This window comes from Caballeronia hypogeia, assembly GCF_001544875.2.
GTDB lineage: Bacteria > Pseudomonadota > Gammaproteobacteria > Burkholderiales > Burkholderiaceae > Caballeronia > Caballeronia hypogeia.
Window position 1 is genome coordinate 44,395 of sequence record NZ_FCOA02000032.1, and the last position, 13,384, is coordinate 57,778.

The 13,384-nt window shown below is 64.7% G+C and carries 13 protein-coding genes; 10 read left to right on the top strand and 3 right to left on the bottom strand.

Going from position 1 to position 13,384, the window contains the following annotated elements; all coding sequences use genetic code 11:
• The first annotated feature begins 107 nt into the window (after positions 1 to 107).
• From AWB79_RS31295 to AWB79_RS31320, 6 genes are all read left to right on the top strand, one after another.
• The gene (locus tag AWB79_RS31295) at positions 108 to 851 is read left to right on the top strand and encodes a FadR/GntR family transcriptional regulator (RefSeq protein ID WP_061171321.1); all 744 of its coding nucleotides are present in this window, start codon (positions 108 to 110) and stop codon (positions 849 to 851) included.
• A 304-nt stretch (positions 852 to 1,155) separates the two neighbouring features.
• Positions 1,156 to 1,632, top strand: a complete 477-nt coding sequence (locus AWB79_RS31300) for a CreA family protein (protein WP_061171322.1) — start codon at positions 1,156 to 1,158, stop codon at positions 1,630 to 1,632.
• Positions 1,633 to 1,705: 73 nt separating this feature from the next.
• Positions 1,706 to 2,527: a helix-turn-helix transcriptional regulator gene (locus AWB79_RS31305; RefSeq protein ID WP_061171323.1), complete on the top strand. Its 822-nt coding sequence runs from the start codon at positions 1,706 to 1,708 to the stop codon at positions 2,525 to 2,527.
• Positions 2,528 to 2,627: 100 nt separating this feature from the next.
• Positions 2,628 to 3,407, top strand: coding sequence for an AzlC family ABC transporter permease (locus tag AWB79_RS31310; RefSeq protein WP_061171324.1), 780 nt, complete (start codon positions 2,628 to 2,630; stop codon positions 3,405 to 3,407).
• Complete coding sequence (locus AWB79_RS31315; protein WP_061171325.1) at positions 3,404 to 3,727, top strand: branched-chain amino acid transport AzlD family protein; 324 nt, start codon at positions 3,404 to 3,406, stop codon at positions 3,725 to 3,727. The genes AWB79_RS31310 and AWB79_RS31315 overlap by 4 nt, the downstream gene beginning before the upstream one ends.
• A 165-nt stretch (positions 3,728 to 3,892) precedes the next feature.
• Complete coding sequence (locus AWB79_RS31320) at positions 3,893 to 4,657, top strand: DUF4088 family protein (protein WP_061171326.1); 765 nt, start codon at positions 3,893 to 3,895, stop codon at positions 4,655 to 4,657.
• A gap of 9 nt (positions 4,658 to 4,666) precedes the next feature.
• On the opposite strand, the gene AWB79_RS31325 is transcribed toward AWB79_RS31320, so the two are convergent.
• From AWB79_RS31325 to AWB79_RS31335, 3 genes are all read right to left on the bottom strand, one after another.
• Positions 4,667 to 6,796 (bottom strand): ATP-dependent helicase, encoded by a 2,130-nt coding sequence (locus tag AWB79_RS31325; RefSeq protein ID WP_061171327.1) that lies wholly within the window; start codon positions 6,794 to 6,796, stop codon positions 4,667 to 4,669.
• Positions 6,797 to 6,948: 152 nt separating this feature from the next.
• Entirely contained in the window at positions 6,949 to 7,206 is a 258-nt protein-coding gene (locus AWB79_RS31330; RefSeq protein WP_061171328.1) for a hypothetical protein, read from the bottom strand.
• A 64-nt stretch (positions 7,207 to 7,270) separates the two neighbouring features.
• Positions 7,271 to 7,720 (bottom strand): hypothetical protein, encoded by a 450-nt coding sequence (locus AWB79_RS31335; RefSeq protein WP_061171329.1) that lies wholly within the window; start codon positions 7,718 to 7,720, stop codon positions 7,271 to 7,273.
• A 308-nt stretch (positions 7,721 to 8,028) separates the two neighbouring features.
• On the opposite strand from AWB79_RS31335, the gene AWB79_RS31340 reads away from it, so the two are divergent.
• The 4 genes from AWB79_RS31340 (at position 8,029) to fumC (ending at position 13,376) form a co-directional block, all read left to right on the top strand.
• Entirely contained in the window at positions 8,029 to 8,250 is a 222-nt protein-coding gene (locus tag AWB79_RS31340; RefSeq protein WP_061171330.1) for an RNA-binding S4 domain-containing protein, read from the top strand.
• A gap of 229 nt (positions 8,251 to 8,479) precedes the next feature.
• Complete coding sequence (locus AWB79_RS31345; protein ID WP_061171331.1) at positions 8,480 to 9,928, top strand: MATE family efflux transporter; 1,449 nt, start codon at positions 8,480 to 8,482, stop codon at positions 9,926 to 9,928.
• Positions 9,929 to 10,261: 333 nt separating this feature from the next.
• Positions 10,262 to 11,944 (top strand): phospholipase D family protein, encoded by a 1,683-nt coding sequence (locus AWB79_RS31350; protein WP_232471079.1) that lies wholly within the window; start codon positions 10,262 to 10,264, stop codon positions 11,942 to 11,944.
• Positions 11,945 to 11,969: 25 nt separating this feature from the next.
• Positions 11,970 to 13,376, top strand: a complete 1,407-nt coding sequence (fumC, locus tag AWB79_RS31355) for a class II fumarate hydratase (protein ID WP_074169459.1) — start codon at positions 11,970 to 11,972, stop codon at positions 13,374 to 13,376.
• The last annotated feature ends 8 nt before the right edge of the window (positions 13,377 to 13,384 follow it).

Consider the following 13,384-nt stretch of genomic DNA (forward strand, 5'->3'; position numbering starts at 1 on the left):
TGAGCGGAGATTTTTGGTAAGCTTGGTCTGACCAAGACTTTAATGAGATGGCTCTTTCGTGTCAAACTCGGGGCATTCCGGAGTTTTACCCCTCAATTGCATCGAAGATGACCTTCCAGCCCGTCCACTCGCATTCTTACGCTCGCGTACGCATCTCCGACGTCGTGTCCGGGCAGATCCGGGAACTGATCTCGAACGGTACGCTGCTGCCCGGCCAGCGTCTGCCCGCCGAGCGCGATCTGGCGGAACAGTTGAACGTGTCGCGTCCGTCCTTGCGCGAGGCGCTGATCCGGCTCGAATCCGACGGTTTCATCCGCGCGGCGGGACGCGGCGGTTTCGTGGTGTCGGACGTTACCGCGCCGCTCGTGTCGCATCCGCTCGCGGCGCTGCTCGAAGCGCAGCCGAACGCCAGCGCAGATGTGCTGGAACTGCGCCACGGCCTTGAGTCGCTGTCGACCGCCTACGCCGCCGAGCGTGCGACTGAAGAGGACCTCGCGCGCATCGCGCAGGCGTTCGATGCGCTGCAAGCCGCCGTCGCCGGGAAAAGCACGCGCATCGCGGAAAAGGACGCGGCATTTCATCTGGCGATCGCGGACGCGACGCACAATGTGGCGCTCACGCACGTGATGCACGGCCTCAATGAGCTGATGCGCGAATCGATGCTCACGTCGCACCGTCTCGTCGACTACGACGACGAGGTCGAAGCGAATCTGCTCGCGCAGCACCGCGCGATCTTCGAGGCGATCGTCGCGCGCGATCCGGCGCGGGCGCGCGAGTGCGCGGGTGCGCATCTGGACTATGTGCGAGCGCTTTATCGCGACCGGCCGGCGAAAGCGAGCCGTGCCGCTTAAGTCCGATCACATTACGAATCCGTAAGCATCGAGAAAGCCCCAATAGGACGTCGCCTACACGTATTTCGGACGTGCACCGCTAACGCGCTCGCAGCTTCCCCGCGATACTGGAATCGTCAAAACCAAGACGCGAAGGAGAACGACATGCCTTACCTACTCGGATGGCTGCTCGGTGTGCCGGTCGTGGTGCTGGTGATTCTCTATCTGATCTTCCACTGACCAAAAGCGAAAGCGCACGCGATGCATCAACGGAGCCAGGGCGTCGATACAATACGACGCCCTTTCTCTTTTCCGAAGGTTCGCGATGAAACGCTCCGCTCTCGCCCTCGCCGCATCGCTCGCAACACTTCTCGGCGCGGGACTCGCGCACGCGGAGGAAATTGCCAGCGTCAACACCAACTTCCGCTTCACCGGCTCGGATCGCGTGACCGTCGAGGCTTATGACGATCCGCTTGTCCAGGGGGTCACCTGTTACGTGTCGAGGGCGCGGACCGGCGGCGTGAAAGGAACACTGGGCATCGCCGAAGATCCGAGCGAAGCGTCGATCGCCTGTCGCCAGGTCGCGCCGATCAAGATCACCCAGCCGCTCAAGCAAAAGACCGATGTGTTCTCCGCCGGCATGTCGTTCATCTTCAAGACGCTGCATGTGGTGCGTATCGTCGATGCCAAGCGCAACACGCTCGTCTATCTGACCTACAGCGACCGCATCGCCACGGGCAGCCCGAAAAACAGCGTGACCGCCGTGCCGGTGCCGGAAGGCACGACCATACCGGTGAAGTGACGCGCAACTGTCCGGCTCGGGACGAAGCAAAGTTGTAAACTGGCGCATTCCGCCCGTCTCGAAATCCCCCGCCATGACCGCCGCCCATTTCCGCAATGCCGCACGCTACTGGCGCTCGCCGCTCGTGCCGGACGCGGACATGGTCACGGCCGAGTATTACGACCACGAATTCACACCGCACTGGCACGACGCCTACACGGTTCCGGTGATCGAGGCCGGCGCGGAATGCTACGACTATCGCGGTGCGCATCACGTGGCCGAAACGGGCTCGGTGCCGGTAATCAACCCGGGCGAGGTGCACACCGGCGCGCGCGCGGTCGACGCGGGCTGGCGTTACCGCGTGTTCTATCTTCCGGTGCCGTTCGTCGAAGCGCTCGCGCGCGACATGTCCGGACGGCACGAATCATCTCTTTGGTTTCCCGATGAGATCATCCGCGATACCGATCTCGCCCGTCGTCTGGTGTGCGCGCATGGCCTGCTGGAAGGCGGCGCCGATCCTCTGGCCGCGGAACTCGCCCTCGTCGATGCCGTGACGACGCTCATCGGCCGGCACGCGCTGACGCGTCCGGACCTGGCCTCGCTCGCGCCCGACGCGCATCGCGTCGCAACGATGAAATCGCGCCTCGCCGACGATCTCGTCGAACCCGTCACGCTCGCCGAACTGGCGCGGACGGTCGGCCTCTCGACCTTCCACGCGGCGCGGCTCTTCACGCGCGAAACCGGCCTCGCGCCGCACGCGTGGCGCAACCAGATGCGCATCGTGCGCGCGCTGCCGGCGTTGCGCGCGGGCGCATCCGTCACCGATGTCGCGGCGGCGAGCGGCTTCACCGATCAAAGCCATTTCACGCGCCATTTCAAGCGCGCGTTCGGCGTGCCGCCGGGCCGTTACCGTTGATCCACACGCACGGCCGCCGCGGCAAAAGCGCAAGAACGTACAAGCATTCCGGCCGCCTTTTTTCGTATCCTCGCTTCCATAGGAGGAAATCTTGAAAGCAATGCCCGCACAACCGTCGTCCGCGCAATCATCGGCTCTCGCGTGGCGCGAATTCGCCGCCGGCGCCCGCGACACGATCCCGATGATGGTCGGGGCCGCGCCCTTCGGCGTCATCTTCGGCACGCTCGTCACCGCGAGCCCGCTCACGCTCTGGCACGGCCAGCTCATGTCGCTCGTGGTGTTCGCGGGCTCGGCGCAGTTCATCGCCACGGGTCTGATCGCTTCCCACGCGAGCTTCGCCGTGATCTGGGCGACGACGCTCGTCGTCAATCTGCGTCACGTGCTCTATTCCGCGACGCTCGCGCCGTACGTCGCCCATCTGCCGCGCCGCTGGCGCTGGGCGCTCGCGGGCGTGCTCACCGACGAAGTGTTCGCCGTCGCCTACGCGCATTACCAGAAGCGCGCACCGGGCGAGACCGGTCCGCATTACTTCTTCGGCTCGGGCGTCGCGATGTATCTGAACTGGCAGTTGTGGACGCTTCTCGGCTTGCTGTTCGGCGCGGCGTTTCCCGGTCTCAAATCGCTCGGCCTCGACTTCGCGATGGTCGCGACTTTCATCGCGATCATCGTGCCGCAACTGGTGGCGGTGCGTTTCATCGCGGCGGCGGTGGCGTCTGGCGTGCTGTCGTTCGCGTGGCAAGGCTGGCCGTACAAGCTCGGGCTACTCGCGGCGGTGATGGTGGGCGTGGCGGTCGGCATGGTGCTCACGCTGATGGAAAACCGCCCGCAGGCCAAGGGCACGAAGCATCGCGTGAAGAACGCCAGGGAGCGCACGCAATGAACTACGTCACCCTGATCCTCGGCATGGCGGCGGTCACCTTCGGGATCCGCGCCGCCGTGTTCATCCTGGGCGATCGCCTGCCGTTTCCGCCGGTGGTGCGCACAGCGCTCTCGTTTGTGCCGGTGACGGTGCTCACCGCGATCATCGTGCCGATGACCGTCTCGCCGCACGGCAACGGTGCCGAAATCACCTGGCGCAATCCGCAACTGGTGGCTGCGCTGGTCGCGATAATCGTGTGCGCGCTCACGAAACGGCCGCTCGTGACGATCGCGATTTCGCTCGCCGTCTTCTTCGTCTGGCAGTTCGCGGTGCTGCGCTAAACGTTTTCCAGCCATCGCTACGCAAACGGCTTTCAAAAACCCTCGAAAAAACCTCAAGTTCCCGGTACGCGCGCCGATATCAGAAACGAATGGACTCCGCCTGAACAGCGGCGCCGCAAGCATTTCCCGCCATCGGGCGACCGAAGGGCGGAACCGGGAACCAACATGCGTCAAATCACACTTTCGTTTCGCGACGAGACGATCGCTTCGCTGCATCGCGACTTCGAAGCGTTTCTACGACTGTCGCTGAAGCTGGATCCACAATTCGTCACGCCGTCGTTCGAGGACTTCCTGCGCGCGAAGCTGCTCGACAACAACACGCCGCTCACCGAGCAGGCGGTGCAGCGCATGCTCACGCACGGCCAGTACGCGTGGGCCAAGCGGGCGCTCGACAAGGAATTTCCGGATGTCGTCGAGATCCTGATCCGGCAGGCGGCGGAGCATGGTTTCGCGTTTGCGATCCGCGCCGACTGGACGGCCGAGGATCTCATCAACGCGTCGCGCGCATGGGCGACGGCCATCGTCACCGAAGCCAAGGGCGACGTGTCGCAGGTGGACATGCTCGCCTCGCAGATCAAGTCGGCGGCGGCGGACATTCGCGAAGTCGAGGAAAAGATGCAGACGCCCGCGTGGCGTCTCGCGGATTCGCTGCGTCAGCGCGTGTATGAGACGAAGATTTCGGTGGAAACGAGTGTCGGCTCGACGGCGCGCGAGAAGCTCGGCGAACTGCGCTGTCTGCTGCGCCTGGGCATTTTCTATGGCTCGATCCAGAAGCAGGAAGCGCAGCAGGTGCTGGAGTATCTGCGCTCGCTGCGGCCGGAACTGTTCGTCGAGGAGCCGTACGACGGCTTCACGCGCTTCGCCGCGTGGCTGCGCAGCATCTTCGCGCCGTCGCCGCGCCCGCCGCGAGCGTCACGCGCGCCGCGCTGAACACGCGTTTTAGTCCCACATTCCCTTCAGGCGCGCCGCGATATCGATCTTCGCTTTCGCGGCCGCCGCCAGCCCCGCCGCCGTCGGCGCAGCGGGTGCGACCACCGGCGGCCACGCGCCAGCATCGAAGTGCGGCATCAGATGCTGCGGAATGAAGCGCGTGCGCTGCGCCCACACGTGGCGGTCGCCCAGATGCGTCTGGTTGTGCACGTAGAAGCGCTGCGGCGTGACGATGTGCAGGTCTTCCTTGGCGCGCGTCATCGCGACGTATAAAAGCCGCCGCTCTTCATCGATTTCCTCGTCGCTGCCCGTGCCCAGATCGGACGGAATGCAGCCGTCCACGCCGTTCAGCACGAACACGTTCCGCCATTCCTGGCCCTTGGCCGAATGGATGGTCGAGAGGATCAGATAGTCTTCGTCGAGCATCGGCACGCCGGATTCGTCGCTGGTCGCGTCGGGCGGATCGAGCGTCAGTTCGGTGAGGAAACGCTCGCGCGTCGCATAGGTCGCCGCGATGCTTTCCATCTGCAACACATCGCCGATGCGGATCGCCGCGTCCTCGTGATTGCGCTCCAGATGCGGCTCGTACCAGCGGCGGATCATCTCGAATTCGGCGGGCCAGCCGGATTCGCGGCCGCACAGCTTCGCCATCATGCCGACGAAGCGCGGCCAGTCCTCGCTGGCTTTGGCGGGCGCGGCAAACGCCTTGATCGCGTTCGACGCCACCGCCTCGGGCGCGCTCACGCTGTCCAGCAAACGCCCCGCGATCGCCGGCCCGATGCCGGGCAACAACTGCGCGACGCGAAAACCCGCGACGCGGTCGCGCGGATTCTCGGCCCAGCGCAGCACCGCGAGCACATCCTTGACATGAACGGAATCGAGAAACTTGAGGCCGCCGAACTTCACGAACGGAATGTTGCGCCGCGTGAGTTCGATTTCGAGCGTCGCACTGTGATGCGCGGCGCGAAACAGCACGGCCTGCGACTTGAGCTTCATGCCGCCTTCACGCGCTTCGAGCACTTTTTCCACGACATAGCGTGCCTGATCCGCTTCATCCGCGACGCTTACGACGCGCGGCTTTTGCGCCGATGCCTTGTCGGTCCAGAGATTCTTCGTGTAGCGCTCGCTCGCCATGCCGATCACCGCGTTCGATGCTTCGAGAATCGGTTGCGTCGAACGATAGTTGCGATCGAGCGTGACGGTCGCGGCGGCCGGCTCGAAGTGGCCGGGGAAATCGAGGATATTGCGCACCGTCGCGCCGCGAAACGAATAGATGGACTGCGCGTCGTCGCCGACGACGGTGAGGCCGCGCCCGTCCGGTTTCATCGACAAAAGGATGGAGGCCTGCAGGCGGTTGGTGTCCTGATATTCGTCGACGAGCACATGGTCGAAGCGGCTCGCGAGATCCGCCGCCACCGATGGCTCCGCCGCGAGATGCGACCAGTAGAGCAGGAGATCGTCGTAATCGAGCACGCTTTGCGCCTGTTTCGCGGCGACGTAGGCGGCGAACAGACGCTTCAGATCCGCTTCCCATTCACGGCACCACGGATACGACTGATCGAGCACGGTGGCGAGCGATGCGCCCGTGTTCACCACGCGCGAGTAGATCGAGAAGCACGTCGACTTGGCCGGAAAACGCTTCTCCTTCGACGAAAGCCCAAGTTCGTGCCGCACGAGGTTCATGAGATCGGCGGAGTCCTCGCGGTCGTTGATCGTGAACGACGGCGCCAGCCCGACAAGATCCGCGTAATCGCGCAACAGGCGCGCGCCGACGCTGTGAAACGTGCCAGACCACGTGAGACCCTGCGCGATGGCGCTGCGCTTTCCCAGCGCGTTCGCCGCGATGCGCGTCACGCGCCGTGTCATTTCGAGCGCCGCGCGGCGCGAAAAGGTGAGCAGCAGAATGCGATGCGGATCGGCGCCCTTCACAAGCAGATGCGCGACGCGATGCGCGAGCGTATTGGTCTTGCCCGAACCCGCGCCCGCGATGACGAGCAGCGGCCCGCCGCAACGCCCCGGTTCCTCGACGCCGAATTCCACCGCCCGCCGCTGCGCTTCGTTGAGCTTCGCGAGGTAGTCGGCAACTTCCTTCGCGGTGGTTTCGGAGGCGGCGGAGTCGGTGTCGGGAAGCGTGAGCACGAGAGATTCGGGCGGCGGGAAAAGAGTGACGCACACTGTATATCCATACAACCCGCACGCGCAAGCCCTTGGCCCGACTGGGCTTTTGGCCCCAAAAGCAGCGAGCCCGGTTCTCCCAACGAACCGAGCTCGCGTCGCTTAAGAAAACGGTGTTATTCCGCCTTCTTTGCGTTCTTCAGTTTCGCGTCGGCGGCGGCTTCGTTGGCTTCGGACTGGGCTTCCGTCTTCTTTTTGTCGGCCTTGGCCTGCGCGACGGCTGCCTTCTTGTCGGCCTTGCTCTGCTCCTTCGCGGCCTTCTGATCGGCGGCCGTCGGTGTATCGGAGTTCGTTTGCGCGAATGACGCCGCGCTTACGCTCGCAAGCGTTCCCGCAACGAGCGCGGCCAGGATCGCGTTGGTCTTGTATTTCATGTCGTTCTCCCTTTTTCGATGCCGCGAGACCGGCATCCAGCGGCCTCGCGGCTAATCATCAGGCTCAGTGCTGCAAGCCCGCGTCCTTCGGCGCGTTCGGCTCGGTGGCGTTCAATTCCGCCTTCGCGGCGTCCTTGTCCGCCTTGCGATTGACCTTTGCGTTCTTGACCTCTTCCTTGTATTGCGCCTTGGCCTGCTTGCTCTGCGCCGCAAGCTCGGCCTTCGACGCCTTCTTCGACGCCTTGTATTCGGCGTTCGCCTGCGCGTTGGCGTTGCGGCGCTGGACGAGCGGATCGGTCGGCGCCGGGGCGACCAGGTTCTGCTGCGCCGGCGTCACCGGCTGCTGGGCTTGCACGGGCATTTGCCCCGGTGCGGCGGCGCCGGGCGCGGCCTGCATCGGCTGCATGGTCTGGGGCTGCATCGGCTGCGGCTGTGCCGTGGTTTGCGCGTAAGCGCCCGATGCGGCAAACGTGGCGATGGCGGAACCGATCAACAGGATTCGTGCACGAGTCATGAGCTAGTCCTCTCTTTAGTTGGCGTCGCGCTCAAATGGAATAACGCGCGACTTTTGTCGATTGGAAAGATGACCGAAGCTGCATCGATCAAACGTTCGGACCGGCGGGAATTCACCCGAGTTCGCAAGAACCAGTCATTGTTACCGACGGTTTCATCTGGCTACATTTGCCAACCGTTGTTTTGCCAACCGTTGCCAGACAGCGTGCTGACATTCCCGTTACCGGTCCTGGCGATCCAACAGCACGGTGCATGCCCGGCGCTGGTTTATCATTGACGTCTTTCCTCTGCTTTGCGCCTCGCTGTCCCATGCCGCCACTCCAATTCACGCTCACGGGCGACTACGTCGAACTTCACAATCTGCTCAAGCTGATGGGTCTCGCGGACAGCGGCGGCTCCGCGAAAGCGCGCGTCTCGATGGGCGACGTCACCGTCGACGGCCAAGTGGAACTGCGCAAGACCTGCAAGATCCGCGCGGGCCAGAAGGTGAAGCTCGACGGCCAGACCATCCACGTGCGCGCGCCGGACTGAGCTTGCGCGCATGCGCCGCGCGTTTGCCAAAACCCGGCCATAAGTCAGCGCGTCATCGACACGCCGCGCGCGACGCAATAAGCTAGTCGCTTTCGTTCTGGTTTCAGCGCCGGGTTTTTAGCGTCGGTCGTTCCGTCAGCGCGTGTTTCGCATCGCGCTCCGCTTTTCCCCTCGCGTTCCAGTCCGGCCGCACTTCGCTGCGGTCTGTTCGTTTCGTTTCCGCTCAACCATGCAACCCCAAGTCACGCGCGCGCAACGCACGCATCAAGGACCGCCGAGCATTTCGCGCCATGCCGTCGACACGGCGCGTCTCGCCGCGCCGCTCGCCATCGCGCAGCTCTCGCAAATGGCGATGGGCGTCACCGACACCATCCTGCTCGGCTCGCTCGGCCCCGATGCGCTCGCCGCCGGCGGCCTCGGCGCGAATCTGTTCTTCGTCGTGGTGACGCTGCTGCAGGGCGTGCTCACGTCGGTTTCCGTGTCGGTCGCGCATGCGCGCGGCGCGAACGCCGAAGAGCGCGTGCCAAGCATCTACTGGACGGGCTTCGTGCTGTCGCTGCTGCTCGCCGTGCCCGCGTTCGTGCTGCTGAGCTACGCCGAGCCGATCCTGCTCGCGTTCCACGAACCGGCGACGCTTGCGAAAAACGTCGGCGAATACTGCGCGGTGCTGCGCTGGGGGACGCCGGGCAGCCTGATCGGCGTCGGCATGATGCGCGCGTTTCTGCCCGCGATCGGCGCGGCGCGCAGGCTCCTGTGGGTGTCGATCGGCGGCGTGTTCGTCAACGGTTTTCTCAACTACGGGCTGATCCACGGCGCTTACGGCCTGCCGCGCGAAGGCTTCCTCGGCTCGGCGGCGGCGACCACGATCACCGTCTGGGGCATTGCCATCGCGCTCGTCGCGTTCCTGCATCTGCGGCCGCGCTACAAGCATTTCGTGACGCGCACGCGACCGCGCCTGCCGCTCATGGGCGAACTGTTCGGCATCGGCTGGCCGGTCGCGATCACCTACGGCGTCGAATCGACGCTCTTTCTCGCCACCGGCATGATGGTCGGCCTGCTCGGGGAAGCGCCGCTCGCCGCGCACCAGATCGCGCTCAACGTGGCGTCGGTGGCGTTCATGGTGCCGCTCGCGATCGGCCAGGCGGCCAACGTGCGCGTCGGCTACTGGGCGGGCGCGGGCGTGCCGCTCGCCGCGCGCCATGCGGGCTTCGTCGCGCTGGCGCTGGGCGTCGGCTTCATGATGTGCTCGGGGCTCGTGCTGCTCACCGTGCCGCGCGTGATCGTCGGCCTGTATCTGCATCTCGACGATCCCGCCAACGCGCACACCGTCGCGCTCGCGGCCTCGCTGCTCGGCGTGGCGGCGGTCTTCCAGATCGTCGATGGCATGCAGACGGTCGGTTCCGGCTGCCTGCGCGGACTGAAAGACACCCGCATTCCGATGCTCGCGGCCGCGTTCGGCTACTGGGGCGTAGGCTTTCCGACCGGCTACGTGCTGGCGTTCCACTTCGAACTGGGCGCGAAGGGGTTGTGGTGGGGGCTCGCGGCGGGTCTGGCGAGCGTCGCCGTGCTGATGACCTTGCGGTTTCATCGCATCAGCCGGAGGTTCATCGAAACGGGCGTCGCGCCGAAACCCGACGACGCCGACGCTACGAGCGCCGCGCCGCACGGCCACGCCTGATAAGCACACGACGCCCGCGCCGATTTGCAAAGCACGAATGCTTGGTTGGTCGGCCCGGTGCGCATTGCTAGGATGAAGCCGTCTCCTCCTTGAGACATCTGTGACAGGGGTTATAGCCCGCTCTCAGCCAGCGGGCTTTTTTTCGTCCGTTCACTGCATTTCCTGTGCGGCGCGCGGGCCTCCGCACGGCCCTTTTCCGATTTCCCATAAAATAATTTCGAGACGCGCGGCGCGAGAACGCACCTTGCTTCATCGCGACGTTCGCCCGAGACATCGGGACGTGCCGGATCAGCACAACTAAAACGAGGAATCGAAGTGTCGGAAAGCCGGGGGATGGTGCAAGCCGCATCGCGTGACGCGGAACACGGAGACATCGAAACACGCGTCACGCCGAAACATGGATTCAGGGCCGCCGCGCGCAACGTGGTCACGTCACTCTTGCTCGCGACGCTCGTCGCCGCCTGCGCGACGCGTCCACCCGCGACGGCGTTCGATCGTCCGCCGAGTCACGCGCTGCCAGCGTCCGACGCGACGCCGCTCGAAATCGCGCTCGCGCCACTGGAGCGACAACATCCGGACCAGTCGGCCGTACGCCTGTTGCCCACCGGCACGGACGCGCTGCAGGCGCGCATCGCGCTGGCGCGGGCGGCGACGAAGACGCTCGACATGCAGTACTACATCGCCAACGAGGACAACACCGGCAAGCTGCTGCTCGGCGCGGCCCTGCATGCGGCGGATCGCGGCGTGCGCGTGCGCATGCTGGTCGACGACCTGAACTTCAAGGACATCGACCAGATCATGGCGGCGCTCAATTCACACGACAAGATCGAGATTCGCGTGTTCAACCCGTTCGGCAGCGCGCAGCGCAGTTTCTCCGAGCGTACGCAGAACTTCTTCACGAAGCTGAACCACTTCACGCGCCGCATGCACAACAAGGCGATGATCGCGGATAACCAGATCGCGATCGTCGGCGGCCGCAATCTCGGCGACGAATACTTCAGCGCGAGCCCGACGCTGCAGTTCCGCGATCTCGACGTGTTCGCCGCCGGCCCGGTCACGCAGAAAATCTCCGCGAGCTTCGACGACTACTGGAACAGTTCGCTCGCGTACCCGCTGCGCGCGCTGAACAAGCAGAAGTTCGACCCGTCCGAGCTCGACAAAACCCGCGACGACCTGCGCGCGCACTGGCGCCAGCAGGCCGATCCGCTGAACGCGAAACCGCTCAACGCGACGCCGCTCGCGCAGCAGATCTCGCGCGGGGAGATGGGCCTCGTGTGGGCGCCGACGGAATTCTGGGCCGATTCGCCGGGGAAGATCGAGCATCCGAGCGACGACTACAAGAGCCCGCCGATGACGCGCCTCGTCGAGCTGCTGAAGGACGCGCAGAGCGAATTCCTGATTCTGTCGCCTTACTTCGTCCCGCACGACGCGGGGGTGAAGGCCCTCGCCGCTCTGACGAAGCGCCATGTGCGCGTCGCGGTGCTGACCAATTCGCTCGCCGCCACCGATGCCGTCGCGGTCCAGGCCGGCTACGCGCCTTACCGTATTCCGATGCTGCGAAGCGGCGTCGAACTGTACGAATTCAAGCCGATCCAGGGCGAAGGCGAAGGCTCGCCGCGCGCCGGCCTGTTCGGCTCGCAGTCGCGCGCGAGCCTGCATGCGAAGGCCTATGTGATCGATCGGAGTATTCTCGTGATCGGCTCCATGAATCTCGATCCGCGCTCGGCGAAGCTCAACACCGAACTCGCGCTCGTGATCCACAGCAAGCCGATCGCCCAAGAGGCCGCGCAGTTGTTCGAGCATGGCATCTCGCCCAAAGTGAGCTGGCAGGTGCAACTGGCGAGCGCGGCGGTCACGGAGGAACTGAGGCGCACGGGCGCGCCGCAATCGGGGCTCGTCTGGACCACCGAGGAAAACGACAGCCTCGTCACCTACAATTTCGATCCCGAGGCCGGGTTTTATCGCAACGCGATGACGGGCCTGTTCATGCTGCTGCCCGTCGACAAGCAACTTTGATCCAACTCCGTGGAGGATTCAGGCCATGTCACAGAACGCGAAAGGCGACGTACGGATGGAGAAGGACACGTTCGGCGAGATTGCGGTGCCGAACGGCAAGCTGTGGGGCGCACAGACGCAGCGTTCGCTGCAAAACTTCAAGATTTCGACAGAAAAGCAGTCACCCGAACTGATCACCGCGCTCGCGATCATCAAGCACGCGGCGGCCGAGGTGAACGAAGGGCTGAAGGTGCTCGATTCGAAGAAGGCGAAGGCGATCATGCAGGCGGCCGAGGAGGTCATCGACGGCAAGCATCCGGACGAATTCCCGCTCGCCGTGTGGCAGACCGGCTCGGGCACACAGACCAACATGAACCTCAACGAGGTGATCGCCAATCGCGCGAGCGAGATCATGGGCGGGCAGCGCGGCGAGGAGCGCCTCGTGCATCCGAACGACGACGTGAACCGTGGGCAATCGTCGAACGACGTGTTCCCGACCGCGATGCACGTCGCGGCGGCGGTGGCGATCAACCAGCATCTGATTCCGGCGCTCAAAACGCTGCGCGACACGCTCGCGAAGAAGTCGACAGCATTCGACAAGATCGTGAAGATCGGCCGCACGCATCTGCAGGACGCAACCCCGCTCACGCTCGGGCAGGAGTTTTCGGGTTATGTCGCGCAGCTCGATCAGGGCATCCGGCACGTCGAGGCGACGCTGCCGCATCTGTATCAGCTCGCGCAGGGCGGCACGGCGGTCGGCACCGGACTGAACGCGCATCCGGAATTCGCGAAGAAGGTGGCGGCGGCGATCGGCAAGCTCACCGGCCTGCCCTTCGAAACCGCGCCGAACAAGTTCGAGGTGATGGCGGCAGCGGATGCGCTCGTCGCGGCGCACGGCGCACTGAAAACGGTGGCGGCGGGCCTGATGAAGATCGCCAACGACATCCGCTGGCTTGCGAGCGGGCCGCGCTGCGGACTCGGCGAACTGTCGATTCCCGAGAACGAGCCGGGCAGCTCCATCATGCCGGGCAAGGTCAACCCGACGCAATCCGAAGCCGTCACGATGCTGTGCTGCCAGGTGTTCGGCAACGATGTCGCGGTGAACTTCGGCGGCGCGAGCGGCAACTTCGAACTCAACGTGTTCCGGCCGATGATCGCGCATAACGTGCTGCAATCGGTCCGCCTGCTCGCCGACGGCGCGCTGAGCTTCAACGACAACTGCGCGGTGGGCATCGAGCCGAACGAGAAGCGCATCGATAGCCTGCTGAACGAATCGCTGATGCTGGTGACGGCGCTCAATCCGCACATCGGCTATGACAAGGCCGCGCAGATCGCGAAGAAGGCGCACAAGGAAGGCACGACGCTGAAAGCCGCCGCGCTCGCGCTCGGTCACGTGACCGAGCAGCAGTTCGACGAGTGGGTCAGGCCGGGCGATATGGTCGGGGAGAAGTAGGCGAGCTT